This is a genomic window from Methylorubrum subtropicum (assembly GCF_038442325.1).
Classification (GTDB): domain Bacteria; phylum Pseudomonadota; class Alphaproteobacteria; order Rhizobiales; family Beijerinckiaceae; genus Methylobacterium; species Methylobacterium subtropicum.
The window spans coordinates 17,927-39,012 of the sequence record NZ_JBBXMW010000033.1; the positions used below are offsets into that span (position 1 = coordinate 17,927).

The 21,086-nt window shown below is 71.6% G+C and carries 19 protein-coding genes; 12 read left to right on the forward strand and 7 right to left on the reverse strand.

Annotation, left to right across the window (positions count from 1 at the left end; translation table 11 throughout):
- The first annotated feature begins 337 nt into the window (after window positions 1-337).
- From AAHG03_RS25690 to AAHG03_RS25700, 3 genes are all read left to right on the forward strand, one after another.
- Entirely contained in the window at window positions 338-583 is a 246-nt protein-coding gene (locus AAHG03_RS25690; RefSeq protein ID WP_342154442.1) for a hypothetical protein, read from the forward strand.
- 230 nt (window positions 584-813) lie between these two features.
- Complete coding sequence (locus tag AAHG03_RS25695; RefSeq protein WP_342154444.1) at window positions 814-2,361, forward strand: DEAD/DEAH box helicase; 1,548 nt, start codon at window positions 814-816, stop codon at window positions 2,359-2,361.
- A 152-nt stretch (window positions 2,362-2,513) separates the two neighbouring features.
- The gene (locus AAHG03_RS25700) at window positions 2,514-3,569 is read left to right on the forward strand and encodes a GGDEF domain-containing protein (protein ID WP_342154447.1); all 1,056 of its coding nucleotides are present in this window, start codon (window positions 2,514-2,516) and stop codon (window positions 3,567-3,569) included.
- Window positions 3,570-3,746: 177 nt separating this feature from the next.
- Here AAHG03_RS25700 and AAHG03_RS25705 read toward each other — a convergent pair whose 3' ends face one another.
- On the reverse strand, window positions 3,747-4,874 hold the full coding sequence (locus tag AAHG03_RS25705; RefSeq protein WP_342154449.1) for an FAD-dependent monooxygenase: 1,128 nt from the start codon (window positions 4,872-4,874) through the stop codon (window positions 3,747-3,749).
- A gap of 264 nt (window positions 4,875-5,138) precedes the next feature.
- Complete coding sequence (locus AAHG03_RS25710; protein WP_342154451.1) at window positions 5,139-6,443, reverse strand: OmpP1/FadL family transporter; 1,305 nt, start codon at window positions 6,441-6,443, stop codon at window positions 5,139-5,141.
- Window positions 6,444-6,712: 269 nt separating this feature from the next.
- Between AAHG03_RS25710 and AAHG03_RS25715 the strand changes: the two genes are divergently transcribed.
- Window positions 6,713-7,597: a fumarylacetoacetate hydrolase family protein gene (locus AAHG03_RS25715; RefSeq protein ID WP_342154453.1), complete on the forward strand. Its 885-nt coding sequence runs from the start codon at window positions 6,713-6,715 to the stop codon at window positions 7,595-7,597.
- A gap of 4 nt (window positions 7,598-7,601) precedes the next feature.
- Here the strand turns inward: AAHG03_RS25715 and AAHG03_RS25720 are convergent, their stop codons facing one another.
- Entirely contained in the window at window positions 7,602-8,093 is a 492-nt protein-coding gene (locus tag AAHG03_RS25720; RefSeq protein WP_342154455.1) for a helix-turn-helix domain-containing protein, read from the reverse strand.
- Window positions 8,094-8,214: 121 nt separating this feature from the next.
- Here AAHG03_RS25720 and bioB point away from each other — a divergent pair, with 121 nt between their 5' ends.
- Window positions 8,215-9,228 (forward strand): biotin synthase BioB, encoded by a 1,014-nt coding sequence (gene bioB / locus AAHG03_RS25725; protein ID WP_342154457.1) that lies wholly within the window; start codon window positions 8,215-8,217, stop codon window positions 9,226-9,228.
- Between the two features lie 127 nt (window positions 9,229-9,355).
- Here bioB and AAHG03_RS25730 read toward each other — a convergent pair whose 3' ends face one another.
- The 4 genes from AAHG03_RS25730 to mnmA form a co-directional block, all read right to left on the reverse strand.
- Window positions 9,356-10,837 carry a sensor histidine kinase gene (locus tag AAHG03_RS25730; protein WP_412759796.1) on the reverse strand — a complete coding sequence of 494 codons (1,482 nt, stop codon included), beginning with the start codon at window positions 10,835-10,837 and terminating at the stop codon, window positions 9,356-9,358.
- Between the two features lie 205 nt (window positions 10,838-11,042).
- The gene (locus AAHG03_RS25735; RefSeq protein ID WP_342154459.1) at window positions 11,043-11,819 is read right to left on the reverse strand and encodes a TVP38/TMEM64 family protein; all 777 of its coding nucleotides are present in this window, start codon (window positions 11,817-11,819) and stop codon (window positions 11,043-11,045) included.
- Window positions 11,820-11,967: 148 nt separating this feature from the next.
- Window positions 11,968-12,624, reverse strand: coding sequence for a class I SAM-dependent methyltransferase (locus AAHG03_RS25740; protein ID WP_342154461.1), 657 nt, complete (start codon window positions 12,622-12,624; stop codon window positions 11,968-11,970).
- 123 nt (window positions 12,625-12,747) lie between these two features.
- Window positions 12,748-13,905 carry a tRNA 2-thiouridine(34) synthase MnmA gene (mnmA, locus tag AAHG03_RS25745; RefSeq protein ID WP_342154464.1) on the reverse strand — a complete coding sequence of 386 codons (1,158 nt, stop codon included), beginning with the start codon at window positions 13,903-13,905 and terminating at the stop codon, window positions 12,748-12,750.
- A 273-nt stretch (window positions 13,906-14,178) separates the two neighbouring features.
- On the opposite strand from mnmA, the gene AAHG03_RS25750 reads away from it, so the two are divergent.
- From AAHG03_RS25750 to fliN, 7 genes are all read left to right on the forward strand, one after another.
- On the forward strand, window positions 14,179-15,609 hold the full coding sequence (locus AAHG03_RS25750; protein WP_342154466.1) for a flagellar hook-length control protein FliK: 1,431 nt from the start codon (window positions 14,179-14,181) through the stop codon (window positions 15,607-15,609).
- A gap of 12 nt (window positions 15,610-15,621) precedes the next feature.
- Window positions 15,622-16,293: a flagellar hook assembly protein FlgD gene (locus AAHG03_RS25755; RefSeq protein ID WP_342154468.1), complete on the forward strand. Its 672-nt coding sequence runs from the start codon at window positions 15,622-15,624 to the stop codon at window positions 16,291-16,293.
- Between the two features lie 130 nt (window positions 16,294-16,423).
- Window positions 16,424-16,699 (forward strand): CtrA inhibitor SciP, encoded by a 276-nt coding sequence (gene sciP, locus AAHG03_RS25760; protein ID WP_056238806.1) that lies wholly within the window; start codon window positions 16,424-16,426, stop codon window positions 16,697-16,699.
- 612 nt (window positions 16,700-17,311) lie between these two features.
- The gene (gene fliF / locus AAHG03_RS25765) at window positions 17,312-18,943 is read left to right on the forward strand and encodes a flagellar basal-body MS-ring/collar protein FliF (protein WP_342154471.1); all 1,632 of its coding nucleotides are present in this window, start codon (window positions 17,312-17,314) and stop codon (window positions 18,941-18,943) included.
- A gap of 42 nt (window positions 18,944-18,985) precedes the next feature.
- Window positions 18,986-20,041: a flagellar motor switch protein FliG gene (gene fliG, locus AAHG03_RS25770; RefSeq protein ID WP_342154474.1), complete on the forward strand. Its 1,056-nt coding sequence runs from the start codon at window positions 18,986-18,988 to the stop codon at window positions 20,039-20,041.
- Complete coding sequence (locus AAHG03_RS25775) at window positions 20,041-20,658, forward strand: FliH/SctL family protein (RefSeq protein WP_342154476.1); 618 nt, start codon at window positions 20,041-20,043, stop codon at window positions 20,656-20,658. Before fliG ends, AAHG03_RS25775 begins: the two co-directional genes overlap by 1 nt.
- Before the next feature lie 7 nt (window positions 20,659-20,665).
- Window positions 20,666-21,013, forward strand: coding sequence for a flagellar motor switch protein FliN (gene fliN, locus AAHG03_RS25780; protein ID WP_342154478.1), 348 nt, complete (start codon window positions 20,666-20,668; stop codon window positions 21,011-21,013).
- Window positions 21,014-21,086: the final 73 nt, after the last annotated feature.

The window sequence follows — 21,086 nt, forward strand, 5'->3', positions numbered from 1 at the left end:
GGACCTTCCCCGGATGTCGTCGCCCTCCTGCGATGAACACAGCAATTAGGCCGAACCCGTCAACGAAACGTGAAGCTTACGCGCCCGTTTGCACCCGGCATGACCGGATGTGTCATGTCGCACATCTTGCAGGCGCGGAATTGTTCTGCAGGGCAAGTCAAGTCTTGATCGGGGTCCGATCTTGCAGCGTGGTTAAAGAAAGCTTTCGGATGGTCGCAGTGGGCGTATCCCCTGGCGGATCGCGCGGGCGCACGCGAGAGGACCGAAGACGACGTTAACCATGTCGGGGGCAAGATCGGCTGGCGCCCGGCCCCCTGCCCTCCCGGACCTTTGCCCGATGCCGCTCGACCCCGAATCCCTCGATCCCGAACCGCGGCCGACGCGCCCCCTGCTGTCGTGGACCGTGAAGGTGACGCTCGCCGTGGGTCTCGCCGCGATCGTGCTCGGCCACACGATGTCGCGCACCATCGACGGAAATGCCGCGCGCGTGGCCGCCCTCGACCTCGACCCCGTGGTCACGGGCTCGATCGGGCCGTCGGCGCGGGCGACCACCCTCGATCCTTGCGTTCTGCGCGGTCGCTGATCAAAAGGGAGCACGCGACGCCCGTTGGATGTCTCGCGCGCAACCGTGCCCGGCTCCTTAGGGGAGGGCTCGGCGCTCACCTTCGATTGACAAGCTCGTGCGGGCCTCTAAGTGTCGCGCGCGTCGGGATTGCGCGACGACGGCTCGCGCGACGGCACCGCGAGGTCCGGCGGAACGCGCCCGGCCTCGACCGACCGGCCGATCCCACGCGCGATGGTTCCCTGCACCAGATGTCTTTTGCCGATCTCGGACTGAGCGACAAGGTCCTCCAGGCCGTCACCGCCGCCGGCTACACCGAGCCGACGCCGATCCAGGCCCAGGCGATCCCGCACGTGCTGGCCCGCCGCGACGTCCTCGGCATCGCCCAGACCGGCACCGGCAAGACCGCGGCCTTCACCCTGCCGATGCTGACCATGCTGGAATCGGGCCGCGCCCGCGCCCGCATGCCGCGCACCCTCATCCTCGAGCCGACGCGCGAACTCGCCGCCCAGGTCGAGGAGAATTTCGAGCGCTACGGCACCAACCACAAGCTCAACGTCGCGCTCATCATCGGCGGCGTCTCCTTCGCCGACCAGGACGCCAAGCTGACCCGCGGCACCGACGTGCTGATCGCCACGCCCGGCCGCCTGCTCGACCATTTCGAGCGCGGCAAGCTGCTGCTCACCGGCGTCGAACTCCTCGTCATCGACGAGGCCGACCGCATGCTCGACATGGGCTTCATCCCCGACATCGAGCGCATCGTGAAGATGGTGCCGTTCACCCGCCAGACGCTGTTCTTTTCCGCGACCATGCCGCCGGAGATCGAGCGGCTGGCCGACATGTTCCTGTCGAACCCGCAGCGGGTCGAGGTCAGCCGTCCGGCCTCGGCCGCGGCGACCATCGAGCAGCGCCTCGTGGCGACGGGCTCGGAGGGCCACGAGAAGCGCAAGGTGCTGCGCCAGCTCATCCGCTCGGCGGACGAGCTGCAGAACGGCATCATCTTCTGCAACCGCAAGCGCGACGTGGCGCTGCTGCAGAAGTCGCTCGCCGGCCACGGCTTCAACGTCGCCGCGCTGCACGGCGACATGGACCAGCGCGCGCGGATGGCCGCGCTCGACGGCTTCCGCAGCGGCGAGGTTCCGCTGCTGGTGGCGTCCGACGTGGCCGCCCGCGGCCTCGACATCCCGGCGGTGAGCCACGTCTTCAATTTCGACGTGCCGAACCACCCGGAGGACTACGTCCACCGCATCGGCCGCACCGGCCGCGCGGGCCGGTCCGGCCACGCCTTCACCCTGGCGAACCGTTCCGACGAGCGCTCGCTCTCGGCGATCGAGGCGCTGATCGGCCAGCCGATCGCGTGGCTCGACGGCGACCTCGCCAGCGTGGCCGAGCCGGCGGAGGACGATTCCGAGCCGCGCCGCCGCCGCGGCACCCGCCGCAGCGCCGCGGGCAAAGGTTCCTCGGAAAGGGGATCTTCCGACAGAGGTTCGTCCGAGCGTGGCTCCGAGCGCGAGGGCGCCCGTTCCGAGGGCCGCAGCCGCGGCGGTCGCCGCTCCGGAGGGGAACGCGCCCGCTCCGAGGAGCCGCGCCGCGAGGCGGAAGCCCGCCGCGAGGCCGAGCCGCGTCGTGAGCCCGAGCCCGTCGCCCCGGCCCGCGAGCCCCGCCGGGCGCCGGAGCGCGGCCGCGGCGAGCCGCGCGGGCGTCACCGCGACGAGGACGACGACACGCCGGTGGGCCTCGGCTCGCACGTGCCGGCCTTCCTGCTGAAGCCCGCCGCACCGCGCAAGAGCAAGGACTGAGGGTGCCCCTCCCCCGGGGGGCTCCGGGATCGGGCGTTTCCGTCGCCCGATTTCTCGGGATTTTCCCGAGCCCCTCTTAACGTCCTGGCGAGGATCGTGCGGCGATACTCCCCCGAAGGACGGTCCTCGTCCGGAGGAGCGGATAACGCCGGATGAGCCCCGACCTCGACCGTGAGCGCAGCCTCGTCCTCGCGCAGCGCAGCTTCGAGCTGATGCGCGACTATTGCAGCACCGCGACGCCGCGCGCCTACGCCGTCTGGTACACCTACGTGGCCGGCAGCCAGCCGCTGATGAACGACGCCATCAAGCGCCTGACCACGCAGAACGGCACGCTGACCAGCGCCGACATCGACGGGCTCCACGACACCTACATCGACGGGCGCCGCCTCGCGATGGAGATGGACCGGATGAACTCGACCCTCATCGCCGAGGTCGAGGGCATCATGGACATGATCGACGTGTCGATCCACTCGACCACGCAGTACGGCGAGTCGCTCCAGGCCTTCACCCACGACATCGCCAACGCGGCCACCAGCCGGGCGCGGCTCAAGGAGGTGGTCACCGCGATCATCGCCAACACCCGCGACGTGACGGCCAACAACCGCACCCTCGAAGCCCGCATGCGCGAGAGCCGCAACGAGATCGAGACGCTGCGCGAGACGCTCGAAGCCACGCGCCTGGAGAGCCTCACCGACCCGCTGACGGGCTTAGGGAATCGCAAGAGTTTCGAGGAGGGCCTGCGCCGGGCGATCGAGACCGGTGCCGGGCACCGCCCGTCGAGCCTGATCGTGCTCGACATCGATTACTTCAAGCGCTTCAACGACCTCTACGGCCACCTCACGGGTGATCAGGTGCTGCGCCTCGTCGCCATCGTGATGCGCGAGCATATCGCCCAGAAGGGCGCGACGCTCGCCCGCTTCGGCGGCGAGGAGTTCGGCATCGTCCTGCCGGAGACCGACCGGGCCACCGCCCGCGAGATCGCCGAGCGGGTGCGCACCAGCGTCACCGGCCGCGAACTGGTCAAGCGCTCGACCGGCGAGTCGCTCGGCAAGGTCACGGTGTCGCTCGGCGTCGCGATGCAGCGCCCGGACGACAACGCGGTCTCGCTCCTGGAGCGGGCCGATTCCTGCCTGTTCGCCGCCAAGCGCGCCGGCCGCAACCGCACGCTCGACGAGAACCAGGCCGCCGCCCTGCCGAACGTGGCCTGAGCGGCGCTCTTTTTTATCCCACCCTCCCCCTCATCCTGAGGTGCCGCGAAGCGGCCTCGAAGGAGGGCTCCAGGAATCGCGCGATTTCTGGAGCCCTCCTTCGAGGCTACGCTTCGCTTCGCACCTCAGGATGAGGGGGTTGGATGGGGGCCACGGACCGGCGGACCGAACCCCTGATCACGGGATCACGGGATCACGCAGCGGCCCATAGGTCGCGCGGTAGCTGCGCGGGCCGATCATCGGGAGCAGGAGGCGCCGCGCCCAGCCGGGCAGATCGGCCGAGCGCGACATCCGGTCGGTCATCGCCTGGACATGGGCGACGCGGGGGCGGCACCGCGCCTCGTACGCCGCGCCGATTCCGCTCCAATCGGCCCGCCCGGCGAGCAGGTCCGCCAGCACCAGGGCGTCTTCGAGGGCGAGCGCCGCGCCCTGCGCCCAGACCGGCGCGGTGGCATGCGCCGCGTCGCCCGCCAGCACGACCCGGCCCGCGGACCAGTGCGGGATGCGGATCTCTTCGAGCGGCGAGTGGTGGATCGCGTCCGGCTGCGCCAGCACCGCGTCGAGCGTGGCGCGCACCGGCCGCGGGAAGCCGGCGAAGGCGCTGCGGACGCTGGAGAAATCGCGGCCCGTGGCGCCCGCGACCGAGGCCCAGCCGTAGACCTCGCCGCGATCCACCGGGATCAGCAGGAACAGCGCGCCGGCCCCGGCCCAGACCGTCCAGGCCGCCACGCCGGGATCGGGCGCCATGAAGCGCCAGCTCGCGGGCGCCAGCAGGGCCGCCTGGGGGGCGGCCTCGCCGAACAGGGCGCGGCGCACCCGCGAATGGACGCCGTCCGCCCCGACCAGCAGGCCGCCGCGCAGGCGTCCGCCGTCCGTGAGGTCGAGCGAGACGCCGCCTAGCTCGGGGCGGATCGCCGCGACGGCGCGGCCCAGGATCAGGTCGTCCGGGGGTAGGTCCCGGCCGAGCAGGCGCAGCAGGTCGGCGCGGCGCAGGCAGCGCGGCGTCAGCTCTTCGCCCCAGAACGCCGCCTCGTCGACGGAAAACAGCAGCCGGTCGCCCGCGGTGCGGTACTCCCGGCGCCGCACCGGCGTGCCGACCTCCCGCAGTGCCTCGGCCAGCCCGAGCTGCGCCAGGGCGTGGACCGCGTTGCCGGGCAGGTTGATCGCGAGCCCCCCGTCCTCGGGAGCGGCGCGCCGCTCCAGCGTGAGCGAGGAAACGTTTCGCAGGGCCAGCGCCCGCCGGACCGCGAGGCCGGCGATGCCGCCGCCCGCGATCAGGACTTTCGCGGCCTCGCTCGCGTCCATGGCATCCTCACGCGCAGATTTGTCGTCGGCGCCTCGGCGAAGAGGCCCCGCAGCCGGGCGCGCTCCCGTTCCGAGGCCGTCGCGGCATTCGGTCGGGCGAACAGATAACCCCGCATCCGGTCGCAGCCCAGGTCGCGCCGCATCGCGAGCGGCCCGGCGGTCTCGACCCCACCACTTCGCAAAACGACGACGCCGCCACGGAGGGGTGATCCGTGGCGGCGTTTTCGGCGTCCTCGAAGCGTTCGGCGCGGGTCGAGCGCGGTCTCAGTACTTGCGCACCAGCGGGGCCGGGGCGAGGGCGGCCGGGCTGTCCCAGGCGTAGCGGAAGCCGACCGAGACCACATCGGCGCTGCCGTCGGCGATGGCGGCGAACGGGATGTTGGCGACGTTGTAGTTCTGGCCCGGCCCGGCCACGATCCGGTTCCTGCCGAGGAAGACGTGGGCGTAGCTGGCGTTGAGGACCAGCTTGTCGCTCCAGCGGTAGCTGGCGCCGACGGAGGCGACGTAGCGGTCGCCGTCGGGCAGGCGCACCGAGCGGTTGGAGGTGTCGATCGGCCCGTCGTCGTAGCCGAAGCCGCCGCGCACCGTCAGGTTCGGCGACCAGTCGTATTCCAGGCCGACCGAGTAGAAGTAGGCATCCTTGAAGTTGAGCGCCAAGCTGGTGACCGGCACGCCGAACTGCCGCGACGTGATGGCGATGTCGCCGAGCCTCGACCAGTTGTCCCACTCGAAGCCGAAATTGATCCGGGTGACCGGGTTGAGCGCCTGGGTCAGGCCGACGCTGAGTTTTTCCGGCGTGTTGAGGTTGGCCGTGACCTGCTGCCCGAAGGTCGGCAGGGCGAACGAGCCCTCGATGTCGTGGTGCACCGAGGAGCGGTAGCCGACGCCGAACACCGTGCCCTCCCAGGGGGTGATCGTCGCGCCCGCGGTCCAGCCCGCGCTCCACGATTCGCCCTTGATGAAGGCCGGCGGATAGAAGGCCGGGGAGATGCCGGGCACCGGAATCGCCTGCCGCAGGGTCAGGCGGAAATACTCGACGTTGGCGCCGACGCCGACCGAGAGCCAATCGTTCACCTTGTAGCCGATGACCGGGTTGAACGAGAGCGAGAAGATGCGCGAGGAGCGGCCGTAGATCGAGCCGGCCCAGTCCGGGCGCGGCTTGGTGACGAGGCCGTAGGGCGCGCCGGTCTGGATGCCGACGTAGAGGCGGTCGGTGAGTTGGTAGGAGGTCGCGCCGGACGGCAGAACCGCGCCCTGGCCGATCTCGCCGGAATCGCCGAAGGGGGCGAGGAACGGGGCGGTGCCGACGGTCGGGCGAATTTCGCCCGAGAGGTTGACGAAGGTCAGGCTCTGCTCGGAGTTGAAGCCCGGCCGCATCGTCACGGTCGCCGGGTTCCAGAAGATCGAGGAGACGCCCGCCGCGCCCGAGGCCGAGCCCGCGAAGGCGACGCCCACACCCTGCGCGCTCTGCTCGCGCAACCCGAAGGCGCCGGCCTGCGCCCCCGTCGCGGCACCCATCGCGGCGACCGTGCCGACGACGGCGAGCGCGCGGATTCTAACCCGAGTCATGTCGGACCCCACCGTTTCTTGATCGTTGTGGCGTGCGACGATCGAAGCGGCTCGCACGTGTTCCGTCGAGGGGTGCAGGGGCCGGATGAACGAAGAATTGCCGACCGCGCGGTTTTTGCCACGCTTCCGCCGCGATCGGTCTTGCGTGGCGGCGGGAACACATCGGGGCGTCGGAAACGGGAGGCGCGGTGGCGGCGTTGAGCCTTCGCTTGCGCCCGGTGCGCGCGGCGACCATGCTCGCTTCAAAACGGCTTGAGGGAGACCCGGCGATGAAGCTGATCCGGCACGGCGAGAGCGGCGAGGAGCGGCCCGGTCTGGTCGATCGCGACGGCGGCCTGCGCGACCTCTCGGGGGTGCTGCGCGACATCGCCGGCCCCGGCCTGTCGCGCGAATCGCTCGACCGGCTGGCGCGGATCGACCCGCAAAGCCTTCCGCTCCTGCCGGCCGGCACCCGGCTCGGCCCCTGCGTCGGCGGCACCCGCAACTTCGTGGCGATCGGCCTCAACTACGCCGACCACGCCGCCGAGACCGGCGCGGCGATCCCGGCCGAGCCGATCGTGTTCAACAAGGCTCCCTCCTGCATCGTCGGCCCGAACGACACGGTGATCCTGCCCAAAGGCTCGGCCAAGACCGACTGGGAGGTGGAGCTCGCCGTGGTGATCGGGGCGCGTGCGTCCTACGTCCACGCCAACGAGGCCCTGCGCTACGTGGCGGGCGTGTGCATCTGCAACGACCTGTCGGAGCGCGAATTCCAGATGGAGCGCGGCGGCACGTGGACCAAGGGCAAGGGCTGCCCGACCTTCGGTCCGCTCGGCCCCTGGCTGGTGACGCTCGACGAGATTCCCGACCTCAAAAGCCTCGGCATGAGCCTCGACCTCAACGGCCGGCGGATGCAGACCGGCTCGACCGCGACCATGATCTTCGACGTGGCGCAGATCGTGGCCTACGTCTCGCACTTCATGATGCTGGAGCCCGGCGACGTCATCACCACCGGCACGCCGCCGGGCGTCGGCCTCGGCATGAAGCCGCCGCGCTATCTCAAGAGCGACGACGAGATGGTCCTGCGCATCGATGGACTCGGCGAGCAGCGCCAACGGGTCGTGGCCTTCGACGACTGGACCGCGAAGGTCGCCGCGGGCGAGCCGACGAACTGATTCTTCAGGGCATCAGCGCCGCGTCCACCGCTGCCGGGTTCGTCGCGATCACCCGCAGCAGCACCGCGGCGACGGGGTCGGGCCGGGTGCGGCCCTGCTCCCAGCTTTGGACAGTCGCGGGGTCGAGCCCGAACCGGCTCGCAAATTCGGTCTGCGTTAGATCGAGGCCCTCGCGGATGGCGCGGACATCGATCTCTGCCTCCAGAACCTGCGCGTGAATGCCGAGCGCGGCGAACTTCGCCACGGGATCACGCCCCTTCGGGATCGTGACCTCAAGGGGGACGCCGTGGCCGGCCGCAATCCAGTCGAGCGCGGCATGGGCCTCACGCAGGGTCGTGCCGAATGCCCTGATGGTCTGAGCGACCGTCACCGGTTGTGGGATCGGCTCTGCCATCGACAGCCGCAGCCGAGCGGGAGAACCGGACAAAACGGGGCGCTCGGCCGGCGGATCGTCCCGCCGTGCGAGCGCTTCCTTGAAGGACAGCCGAGTCGGCATCGGTCACTCCCGGAATCATGTCGTCGGGTACAGCCCGCAAAGGTTGCGCGCCGATCATCCTGCGATCGCCCACCCCACGGCAAGGCTTGATTTTTCCCCCGCCTTCGCTCTCAAAGGTGTCATGAGCGACACCGTTGTCCCCCTCACCTCCTCCGCCGCCCCGGCCGCGATCCGGCATGATTGGACGCTGCCCGAGATCCAGGCGATCCACGACCTGCCGCTGCTCGACCTCGTGCATCGGGCCGGCCTCGTGCATCGGGCGCACAACGACCCGGCCGACATCCAGCGGGCGGCGCTGCTGTCGATCAAGACCGGCGGCTGCCCCGAGGATTGCGCCTATTGCCCGCAATCGGCCCACCACAAGGGCGCCAACCTCCCCCGCGAGCGGCTGATGCCGGTGGACGCCGTGCTGAAGGAGGCGGCTGCGGCCAAGGCCAACGGGGCGCACCGCTTCTGCATGGGCGCGGCGTGGCGCAAGCCGAAGGACGGGCCGGACTTCGACGCGGTGCTGGAGATGGTGCGCGGCGTGCGCGGCCTCGGGATGGAAGCCTGCGTGACGCTCGGCATGCTGACGCAATCCCAGGCGCAGCGCCTCGCGGAAGCGGGGCTCACCTCCTACAATCACAACCTCGACACCGGCCCCGAATTCTACGGCGACATCATCTCGACCCGCACCTACGAGGACCGGCTCCAGACGCTGGAGCATGTGCGCGAGGCCGGGATCGGCGTCTGCTGCGGCGGCATCGTCGGCATGGGCGAGCGGGTGCGTGACCGCGCCGAGATGCTTCTGGTGCTCGCCAACCACGCGCCGCACCCGGAGAGCGTGCCGATCAACGCGCTGGTCGCCGTCGAGGGCACGCCGCTGGAGGACCGCCCGCCGATCGATCCGCTCGAGCTGGTCCGGATGTGCGCCACCGCCCGCATCGTCATGCCGAAGGCCCGCGTGCGCCTCAGCGCCGGCCGCAAGAGCCTGACCCGCGAGGCGCAGATCCTCTGCTTCCTGGCCGGCGCCAACTCGATCTTCTACGGCGAGCGCCTGCTCACCACCGCCAACAACGAGGCGGACGAGGACGCCGCGCTGCTGCGCGACATCGGCGTGCCGGTGCCGGAGGTGACGCTGGCGGCGGCGGAGTAGCGCTTGTCCCCTCCCCCTTGCGGGGAGGGGTAAGGGGTGGGGGTGGTGCAGAAGGCACCGCCTCGCCTCATCCTGAACCACCCCCACCTCCTACCTCCTCCCCGCAAGGGGGAGGAGAAGGCCCGTCTCAAGCCGCCTTCGCCTGCGCCGCCCGGTCCGGGACGACGATGCGGAAGCGGGCGCCGCTGGCGGTGTCGTCGAGGCCGAGCGTGCCGCCGTTGAGGCGGACTAGCTCCGAGGCGATGGCGAGGCCGAGCCCCGTGCCGCCGGGGCGGGTCGAGCCCTGGAAGGCGGCGAACAGGTTGGCCCGCGCCCGGGGCGGCACGCCGGGGCCGTTGTCGGCGACGAGGATCGTGACGCGGCCAGAGCCGCGGGGGCCGTCGCGAAACCCCTCGATCTCGACCTGGGCCCCTTGCGTGCGCGCGGCGGCGTGGGCCTGGACCGCGTTGCGCACGAGGTTGGTCAGTGCCCGCAGGAGCTGCTCGGGATCGACGTCGATCTCGAGGTCGTCGGGCGCGCGCACGCTCACCTGCACGCCGGCGCCCGGCATCAGGCCGCCGAGATCGGTCAGCTCGTCGAGGAGCGGGGCCAGCGGCACCATGCGGCGCTGGGCGTTGGGCTCGGTCGCCCGGCCGTAGGCCAAAGTCGCCTCGCAGAAGCGGATCGCCCGGTCGAGGGTCGCGACGAGGCGCGGCGCCACGCGCTGCACCAGCGGATCGGAAGAGGTCTCGAACCGGTCGCCCAGCAGCTGGGCGGTGGTGAGCAGGTTGCGCAGCTCGTGGTTGATCTTGCTCACCGAGAGGCCGAGTTCGGCCAGCCGCCGCTTCTGGCGCAGCTCGCCGCCGAGCGCGACCTCCATCCGGGCCAGCGCCGCCTCGGCCTGGCCGATCTCGTCGGTGCGCGGCGCGCAGGCCGCCGGGCGGTCGGGCCGCTCGGGATCGTCGGCGAAGGCCGCGATGTTGCGGGCGAGCCGCAGCACCGGCCGCACGATGGTCCGCTGCAGCACGAAGAACACGAGGCCGGCGGCCAGCGCCGCGATGACGGCGCAGGCGGCGAGCAGGCGCAGCGCGAAGGCGATGAGGCGCTCGCGTAAGGGGCCCTCGTCCACGAGCACCTCGACGGCGCCGAGACCGCCCCGCCCGTTCCCGACCGCCCGGATCGGCGTGTCGGCGGGAAACAGCAGGGTGCGGAAGGCGCCGCGGATCGCGCCGGTCCAGTCCTGCTCGCGCAGGTCCACGGTTTCGGCGACGGTCTCGGGCATCGGCTCGACGGAGAGCAGGCGCCACGCCTCGCCGTCGCGCACGGCGACGGCGCGGGCCCCCAACTCCGCCAGCAGGCGCCGGGCGAGGTCGTCGGAGACGTTGCCCTCGGGGGCGGCCCGCAGCACCAGGGCGGCGACCTGAGCCGCCGCCACCCGGTCGGACAGGCGCGAGAGCCGGTAGCTCGCGACCAGGGGGACGAAGACCAGGATCTCGGCCAGGACCACGAAGGCCACGGTGAGGAGGAACAACCGGCCGGACAGGCCCAGGCGGGACCGCGGGCGGAAGCGGGTCGCTCCCCCCGTCGTCGCAGTCCCGGCCGAAGTCTCGCAGTGCGTTTTCAAGGGCACGGGACGGGCGGCCAAAGCCGCCGGTTCGTGCCGGTCCGTCCGCTCCGGGGTGCCAGCCCGGAACGAGAACGGAAAGCGGGGCCGTCTCAAGCGTCACCCGTCGTTGTGGCTGTCGATCTGAGCGGCGCATCCCTCGGCCCGGCCTGACCTCTTGGCCGAGGCGCCCGGGGCGAGGGGGCGTGCGCCACTCGCTTGTGCACAAGTCTTATGCGCGGAGCGTCCGCCGCTCAAGACGTCTGCGTAGATAAACCGACAGGAGGGCGAAGGCCGCGAGCCCCGCGAGCGCGGCGATCAGGGTCGGGCTCACCAGGGAGCGCAGGTCGAGGCCGACCGCGCAGTCGGTGCCGCCCGCGGCGAGGCAGGCGTCCTTCGTCGCCTCGCGGGCGGCGAGCAACTCGTCGAGGCCGGCGCCGAGACCGGAGAAGATGAAGGCGCCGGGCAGCAGGCCGAGGACGGTGCCGAGGAAGAAGCTGCGGACCGACACGCCGAAGGCCGCGGGGGTGAGGTTGGTCATCCAGAACGGGAAGATCGGCAGCAGGCGCAGGGTGAGGACGTAGCCGAACCCGTCGCGGCGGAAGCCTTCGGCGAAGCGCCCGAGGCGGGGGCCGGCCCGGCGGCGGATCAGGTCGCCCGCGGCGAGCCGTCCGATCGAGAACACGATCATCGCCCCCGTGGTGGCCGAGCCGACCGAGATCAGGGCGCCGGTGAGCGTGCCGAACAGGAGGCCGGACAGGGCGGTGAGCGCCACGGTGACGGCGGGGATCGAGACGACCACGCCGGAGACGAAGACGAGGACCATGAGCCCGATCGCTCGCGCCCGATCCTCGGCGACGGCGGCCTGGAGCGAGGCGCGGGCCTCGGTGATGCGGTCGAGATCGAGCAGGCGCGAGCCGCCCGCCGCGGCGATGCCGAGCGAGAGGGCGAGCAGCACCGCCAGCGGCAGCCAGCGCAGCCAGGGGCGCCGGGGCCCTGCCTCCGTCATCGACTGACGCCCTCGCGGCCCGTCACGGGATTCGAAAGGACGAGTCCTTTCGCGGGTCCAGGGCGGAGCCCTGGTCGAGAGGGAAGCCGGGGCTCTGCCCCGGCGCCCCGCCGAAGGGATGATCCCTTCGGTATCCCGGACACACGCATCACCCGGGCTTGCGCATCCGTAGGATCTTGAAGAAGCCGCCGGGGAAGGTCGGGGCGAGGCCCATCACCTCGACGCCGTTGCGGCGGGCCCAGGCCTCGATGCGGGTGGCCTTGAAGTCGGAGGACCAGCCGATCTTGGTGCAGAGCGGGGCGACGATCTCCTCGACGCGGGCGACCGGGCCGTTGGACTGGCCGAAATGGTTGGCGAGCACGATGCCGCCGCCGGGGCGCACCACCCGCAGGAACTCGGTCAGCGCGGCTTCCGGGTCCGGCACCAGGGTGATGAGGAACTGCGCCACCACCGCGTCGAAGCTGGCATCGGCATAGCCGAGGCGGCACACGTCCATGACCTGCAGGCCCTTGACGTGGGTGAGGCCGCGGCGGGCGACCTTGCGGTTTGCCCGCTTCAGCATGTCCTCGGAGAGATCGACGCCGCAGACGAAGCTGTCGCGCGGGTAGTAGCCGAGCGACAGGCCGGTGCCGACGCCGGCCTCCAGCACCCGCGGCCCGTGGGCGACCGCGGCCTGCACGGCGGCGCGGGCGGCGGGCTCGGTGAGCTTGTCGTAGACCACGTCGTAGACCGGCGCCCAGCGGGCATAGGCCTTGCGCATCAGGTCGGTGGTCGGCCCGGCCTCGGGCGCCCGCTGGTTCAGCATCTCGTGCGTGACCCTTTTCTCAGATCGTCCCGTCGCGCCGTGAACGGGGCGCAAGCCCGGACAGCGCGACGGATAAAGGTATCGGAAAACCGGATTGCGACGGGCGTAGCGCGAGGCTTCCCATCAGGCGGCCTCGGCCGTCCCCGCCTGCAACGCGCCGATGCGGCGGATGGTGCCGCCGCCGAGCACGCGGGCGCGGGGGCCGTCGTCGGCGTAGATCACGCAGGCCTGCCCCGGCGAGACGCCGTCCTCGGCGACGGCGAGTTCAACCTCGGCGTGGCCTTCCGCGGCGTTCCACGACAGGCGGGCGGGGCGCGGCTCGCGGGTGGAGCGCACCCGCACGGCGACCGGTAGATCGGACAGCGTCTCGGGCGCGCCCTCCCCCAACCAGTTGAGGTCGGTCAGCCGGATGCGGCGGGTGGCCAGCGCGGCGCGGGGGCCGACGACGACGCGGGCGGTCTCGGGCTCCAGCCGCACGACGTAGAGCGGCTCGCCGACCGACAGCTTCAGGCCGCGGCGCTGGCCGACGGTGTAGTGCACGATGCCCTGGTGCTCGCCGAGCTGGCGGCCCTCCAGATCGACGATGGCGCCGGGGCGGGTCGCCTCGGGCCGCAGCTTGGCGATCACGTCGGCGTAGCCGCCCTGCGGCACGAAGCAGATGTCCTGGCTGTCGGCCTTGTCGGCGACCGTCAGCCCGAGGTCGCGGGCCAGTGCCCGGGTCTCGTCCTTGGGGCGCTCGCCCAAGGGGAAGCGCAGGAAGGCGAGCTGCTCGGGCGTGGTGGCGTAGAGGAAGTAGCTCTGGTCGCGGGCCGGATCGAGGGCGCGGTAGAGGGCGCGCCCTCCCCCCGGTGCGGGGCGGCTCGCGACATAGTGGCCGGTGGCGAGCGCCTCGGCGCCGAGGTCGCGGGCCATGCCGAGCAGGTCGCGGAACTTGACCGAGCGGTTGCACTCGACGCACGGGATCGGCGTCTCGCCCGAGAGGTAGCTCTCGGCGAAGCGGTCGATCACCGACTCGCGGAAGCGGTCCTCGTAGTCGAGGACGTAATGGGGGATGCCCAGCGTCTCGGCTACGGTGCGGGCGTCGTGGATGTCGCGCCCCGCGCAGCAGGCGCCCTTGCGATGGGTCGCGGCGCCGTGGTCGTAGAGCTGGAGCGTGACGCCGACGACGTCGTAGCCCTCGCGCTTCAGCAGCCCGGCCACCACCGAGGAATCGACGCCGCCCGACATGGCGACGACGACGCGCGTCTCGTGCGGGGGCTTCGGGAGATCGAGCGAGTTCATGGCCGTGATGGGCCCGTGCGGGCCGTCGCGAGGGCGCGGGCGGGCTCGAGCCCGGCTGCGTGTGCGGGAGTCTATAGCGATCCCGGTCCGGGTTTTCCAGGGACGCCGAGGGAGCGGGGATCGGCAAAAGCTGCCGGATGGGCGGCATTTTCGGCTGGGTCGAAGCCGGGCCGGTCGGGATCGTCCAAAAAATTCGCTCGATCCGGGAGGGGCTTGGCCGGTCCCGCCGGCTGGCGCGCGGCTTGCGCGGGACCGCCGGAACGAGGTCGAGGCATGACGGTCGCGCGCACGGACAGGAACGAGGGGACGGCCTGGGCGCCCGCGCGGCCCGCCGCGCCGCCGCGCGCGGCCGGGGCGGGCGAGCGCTTCAGCCTCGCGCAGGACCGCTTCGAGGCCGCGCGGGCGGAGGCGCGGATCGCCGCCGCGCGGCAGGACCGTGCCCGCACCGAGGCGCGCCAAGCCGATGCCCGGCAAGTCGATGCCCGGCAAGTCGATGAACGCCGAGCCGAGGCCGGGCGCGAGGCGCGCCGGGCGGAGGATGCCGACCGGGCGGCCGTCGCCGAGGCGGCGGCGAAGCGCGCACCGGCGGCCGGGGCATCGAGCGCGGCGGCGCCGCCGCGCGCTGCGGCTGCGGAGGGCGCGGCCAAGGGCACCGCGACGGGTCTTTCGCGGGACACCGCGTTGCGTCCCGCGGGCGGCGCCGACGCGAAGGGCGCCGAGCGGGCCGAGGTGGAGGGTAACGCAGCGTCCGCGCCGGAGGGCACGAAAGCGGATGCCGTCACCGATGCGACGGGTAAAGGCGCACCCGGCGAGCGCGCGACGCCGGAGGATGAGGCCGCCGCGGGCGAACGCGCCCCCGAGGGCGTCGCCGGCCCCGTGCCGATGCCGGTCCCCACGGCGGCTGCGGTCGTGCCGGCAGCGGGCCAGCCCGGCGCCGCGCTCTCGGCGGAGCCGGTCGCCGCGCAGGGGGCTGTCACCGCAACCGCGCCGGTCGGCGAAGAGGTGCCTGGAACGGAGGCGCCCGGCGCTGCGGTCAAAGGTGAAGCGTCCAAGGGGGATGTGGCCGCGGGGGAAGCGGCCAAAAGCGACGCGCTCGGCGCCGGGACCAAGGCGTTCGAGGCCGCCCTGGCCGCGGCCGGAGGCGGCAGTGCGGGCGGCGCCGCGCCCGCGGCCTCCCCCTCCCCCAACTCCCAAACGACCGCCGCGCCGGGCGGTCCCTCGGCCACGGCGGAAACCGCGTCCAATCCACAAAGCACCCCTGCCCTGCCCGCCCCGATCCCGCTCGGCGCCGTGCCGATGACGATCGGCCTGCGCACGCTGGCCGGGGCCGCGCGCTTCGCGATCCGGCTCGATCCGGTCGAACTCGGCGCCATCGAGGTGTCGCTCGATCTCGACCGGGAGGCCGGGCGGGCGCGGGCGCATCTCACCGTCGACCGGCCCGAGACCCTGGCGCTGCTCCAGCGCGACGCGGGCGTGCTCCAACAGGCGCTGGCGCAGGCCGGCTTCGAGGCGACCGACGGTATCGGCCTGTCGCTGCGCGGCGAGACCGGCGGCCAGGGCGACCGGAATTCCGGGCGCGAGCCCGAGCGCGGCGCGCCCGGGGCCCGAACCGGCGTTCAGGCCGGCCGCGACGCCGAGGCCATCCTCGATCCTTCCGCCCTCCGACGCCTGCGGGCCGTCGGCGGCCTCGATCTCCGCATCTAGGGATTTTTTGCCATGGCCGCGGGCATCGCCAGCAGCACCAGCATCGCCAACGCGACGGCGACCACCACCGCCGACACCAAGGCGATCGCGGGCAACTTCACCCAGTTCCTAACCCTGCTGACCACGCAGCTGAGGAACCAGAACCCGCTCGACCCGATGGACACCAACCAGTTCACCCAGCAGCTGGTGCAGTTCGCGGGCGTCGAGCAGCAGCTCAAGACCAACGACCAGCTCGGCACCATCCTGGCGAGTTCCAAGGCGTCCGCCGCGGCCTCGACCTCGAGCCTGATCGGCCGGTCGGTCGTCGCCGACGGCGCCACCACCGACCTGAACGGCGGCAAGGCGAGCTGGACCCTCACCCCGGCCCGGGCCGCGGCGCGGGCGATCGTCACGATCAAGGGGACGGACGGCAGCGTGGTGGCCACCAAGACGACGACGCTCAAGGCCGGCGCCCAATCCTTCGACTGGAACGGCGCCACCGCGTCGGGCCTCACCGCCAAGGACGGGCAGTACACGATCACGGTCGACGCCATCGACGCCACCGGCGCCAAGGTCGCGGTCGATACCAAGGTGAGCGGCAAGGTCGACGGGGTGGACCTCAGCGGAACCGAGCCGGTGCTGACGATCGGGGCGTCGCGCGTTCCGGCGTCGGCGGTGAAATCCCTCGTGGCGTCAGCCTCTTAGTGCGATGCAGCAAGTGTTTTCCACACCTGCCCCAAAACGACGAATCGCATTGTACCGACCCACTTCAAGAACTTTTAAGCGGACGCAAGTAGCTTGGCTCTCGACAGGTCAGTCGAGTGTAGAGCGTATCATGACCGAGACCCCCCGGCCGCGTGTGAAATATGTGATAGGGCCCGACGGCAGCCCCCTGACGATCGCCGATCTCCCCCCCGTCTCCACCCGCCGTTGGGTCATCCGCCGCAAGGCCGAAGTCGTCGCCGCGGTGCGCGGCGGTCTCCTCAGCCTGGAGGAAGCCTGCCAGCGCTACACCCTCACCACCGAGGAATTCCTGAGCTGGCAGTACTCCATCGACCAGCACGGTCTCGCGGGCCTGCGCACCACGCGCATCCAGCACTACCGGCACTGATCGTTTGTCGGATCGGGCTGGTGCGAGGCTTGTCTCGCCCAGGCTCTTCAGGAAGCCGCCTCGCGGAGACGCAGGGCGGCTTTTTCGTGTCGGTGCGCCGGAGACGGGCGCCTCGGCACGAGAGGGCTTGCGAGTCCGCCTCAGGCAAACCCGCGCCGTCATTGCGAGGCGGAACTGACGCAATCCAGGGCGCGACTTTTTCGGATGGGGCGAGACCGTGCCGACGACATCGGCAGGCGCGCGTCTTCCCTGGACAATGCGGAGCGCTGGATTGCTTCGGCTCCGCCTCGCAATGACGGAGTGGCGGTTCGATCCGGTTGGCTAATCGGCGACCCCGTTGGAGTTTTGGGCGAGGAAACCTCGGCAATCGGTTGATGGAATACGAAAATTCGGTTCGCCTCATGATGGCGTATTCTGCGGTGCTCGTGCCGCCGAGCGGGACACTACCCACGCCCCGTACCTCATGCGGCGCATGTCGCCTCTGGCTCGCCGACCTGTGCAAGCGCCGTCACCTCACCCCGCATTAACCACCCGCTAACCACCACCTGGGCAATTCTTGCCGGGTGGGCGCGAAACGCGTCCGCGCCTCTCGCCGTGGGCCGCGATCCGTCCGTGAAGCCGATCCTCGAACTGGTGACGAAGCTGGGCCCGGCGCGCATCGCCGCGATGGCGGCCGTGACGCTGACGCTCGTCGGCTTCTTCGCCTTCGTGATCCTGCGGGTGTCGCGCCCCGACATGGGCGTGCTGTTCTCCGACCTTTCGATGCAGGATTCCTCCGCGGTCGTCCGTGAACTCGATGCGCGGGGCATCGCTTACGAGACCAAGGGCGAGTCCGGCCAGACCGTGATGGCGCCCCGCGCCGACCTCGCCAAGCTCCGCATGGATCTCGCCGGCAAGGGCCTGCCGAGCCAGGGCGGAGTCGGCTACGAGATTTTCGACAAGGGCGACGCGTTCTCGTCCACCAGCTTCGTCCAGAACGTGAACCACCTGCGGGCGATGGAGGGCGAACTCGCCCGCTCGATCCGCGCCATCGGCCGGGTCCAGGGCGCCCGCGTCCATCTCGTCATCCCCGAGCGGCGCCTGTTCGAGCGCGACCGCGAGGCGCCTTCCGCCGCCATCGTGGTCAAGCTGATGGGCGACCTCGACCCGAGCCAGGTGCGCGCGATCCGCCATCTCGCGGCCTCCGCCGTCGAAGGGCTGAAGCCCGAGCGGGTCTCGATCGTCGACGAGCGCGGGCGGCTCCTGGCCGACGGCGCGCGCGGCGCCGAGGCCGAGGGCGCGGGCCTGATGGAGGAGCGCCAGGGCGGCATCGAGCGGCGGTTGCGCGCGCAGATCGAGGAGATCGTCGCCGGCATCGTCGGCCAGGGCCGCGCCCGCGTGCAGGTCGCCGCCGAGATGGACCTCAACCGGGTCGAGAGCCGCTCCGAGAGCTTCGATCCCGAGAGCCGCGTCGTGCGCTCGACCCAGACCCGCTCCGAGAACTCCCAGACCGGGGGCGGCGAGGGGCAGGTCACGGTCGGCAACGAACTCCCCGGTGCGGGCCAGGGGCAGGGCCAGACGGCGCAGAAGGACCAGAGCCAGAAGAACGAGGAGACCACCAACTACGAGATCTCCCGCGTCACTCGCGTCGAGACCCTGGAGGGCGGGCGGCTCAAGCGCCTCTCGGTCGCCGTGGTGGTGGACGGGCTCTACGTGCCCGGCCCTGACGGCAAGACGGTCTACCAGCCCCGGCCCCCGGCCGAGATCGAGCGCATCGCCGCGCTGGTGCGCACCGCGGTCGGCTTCGACAAGGCGCGCGGCGATCAGGTCGAGGTGGTCAACCTCCGTTTCGCCGAGACGCCCGCCGCGGGCGAGTTCACCGAGCCCGGTCTGCTCCAGTCGCTCATGAGCCCGAGCAAGGAGGAGGTGATGCGCATGGTCGAACTCGCCGTGCTGAGCCTCCTCACCCTGATCGTCCTGATGGCGGTGGTGCGCCCGCTGCTCAAGCGCGTGCTCGAATCCGAGGCGCCGATGGCCGCGATCATCGGCCCCGCCGGGGCGCTGGCGCTGGCCGGCGGAAGCGAGGCCGCCGCGGGCGAGGGCGGCGCGGAGCCGGCCCGCGTCAGCAGCACCAACAAGTTCCTGGAATCGGCCAAGATCAACGGCCAGATCCAGGCCGAGACGGTCGAGCGCGTGGTCGACATGGTGCGGGCGAGCCCGACCGAGACGGTCGAGGTGCTGCGCAACTGGATCCACGATTCCTGAGGGGGATGAGATGAGCATCCGCCATCCGAGAGGGAGTGAATCGTGGCCGCGGGCGTAAACTTCAACGCCGCCATGGAGAGCATCGACTCGTCCGCCGCCTTCGCGACGATGACGGGGCCGCAGCGCGCCGCCGCGCTGCTGCTGCTGCTCGGCGAGGAGGAGGGCGCGCCGATCTGGCAGCGGCTGGAGGAGGAGGAGGTCAAGATCGTCTCGCACGCGATGGTGCAGCTCGGCTCGCTGGAGGCCGGCACCGTCGAGCGGCTGATCGTCGACTTCGTCTCGCGCCTGTCGTCGGGCGGCGGCATGACCTCGAACTTCGAGCGCACCGAGGCGCTGCTGCTCAAGATCTTTCCCCCTGAGCAGGTCTCCGCGATCATGGCGGAGATCAAGGGCGCGTCTGGCAAGCGCGTCTGGGGCAGCCTCGTCCAGATCGACCCCGAGATTCTCGCGAACTTCCTGCGCAACGAGTACCCGCAGACGGTCGCCGTCGTGCTGTCGAAGGTGCGCGCCGACTACGCCGCCAAGGTGCTCACCATCCTCCCGGAAGAGTTCGCCATCGACGTGCTCAACCGGATGCTGCGGATGGAGACGGTGCAGAAGGAGGCCCTGCGCCACATCGAGGAGACGCTGCGGGTCGAGTTCGTCTCCACCATCGCCCAGACCACGCGCCGCGACGCGCACGAGCTGATGGCCGAGGTGTTCAACGCCTTCGACCGCCAGACCGAGACGCGCTTCCTCGCCGCGATCGATCAGGCCAACCGTGGCTCGGCCAAGAAGATCAGGCAGCTGATGTTCACCTTCGAGGACCTGCTCAAGCTCGATCCGGGCTCGGTCCAGACCCTGATGCGCAAGGTCGACAACGACACGCTCTGCCGCGCGCTGAAGGGCGCCGACGAGCGGGTGCGCCGCTTCTTCATGAGCCAGATGTCGAGCCGCGCCGCCAAGAACCTCACCGACGAGATGGGCTCGATGGGCCCGATCCGCCTCAAGGAGGTCGACGAGGCCCAGGCCAAGATGACCGAACTCGCCAAGGAACTGGCCGAGAAGGGTGAGATCATGATCGCCAAGAACGGCGGCGAGGAGGAGCTGGTCTATTGATGCGCGCCTCCCGCCCCTTCCTGTTCGACACCGATTTCGGCCGCGCCCGCGGCCCCTCCCCGGCGGAGGCCGAGGCCGAGGCGCGCGCGGCGGCCGAGCGCGACGCCGCCGCCGCCACGGCGCACGCCCGCGGCCTGCAGGAGGGCCGGGCCGAGGCCGCCGCCCAGGGGCAGGCCCGGCTCGCCGACGCCCTGACCCGCGTTGGCCTCGCCGCCGCCGGGCTGATCCACCAGTCGGATGCCCGCGACGCCGAGCGCGAGGCGCAGGCGCTGGCCTTCGCCTCCGCGCTCGCCCGGCGCATCGCCGGCGAGGCGCTCGATGCCAAGCCCCTCGCGGGCGTCGAGGAGGCGGCGCGTGCCGCGCTCCGCCACCTGCGCGGCGTGCCCCATCTCGTGCTGCGCCTGAACGAGGGCCTCGTCGAGGAGGCCGAGACGCTGATGCGGCGGCTCGCCCGCGAGCACGGCTTCGAGGGCCGCCTCGTCGTGCTCGGCGAGCCCGACATGCCGCCGGGCGACGCCCGCCTCGAATGGGCCGACGGCGGCGTGGTCCGGACACGCGCCCGCATCGAGGCCGCCGTCGCGGACGCCCTGACGCCCTGCCTTCCCTCCGAGATCTGAGGCCCCGATGTCCCGCGACGATTTCAGCCTGCCCCAGCTCGGCGACACCGACCTCGCCTACGACGAGGGCGGCCCCGGCTCGGTCCGCGACGTGCCGACCGCGCCCAAAAGTGCCGCCGACCTCGAACAGGTCTTCGACGTGCCGGTGGTGGTCTCGGCGGTGCTCGGCTCCTCGCGCATGCCGATCGGCGACCTCTTGCGCCTCGGCCCCGGCGCCGTGCTGGAACTCGACCGCAAGGTCGGCGAGGCCATCGACGTCTTCGTCAACAACCGCCTCGTCGCCCGCGGCGAGGTCGTCCTGGTCGAGGAACGCCTCGGCGTCACCATGACCGAGATCATCAAGAACGATCACTAGCCGTTTTTTTCGTGCCCGGCTCCGCCGGGCCCCCCTCTCCCCGGCCCCACGGTGGGGGGCCCCCCCAACGGGG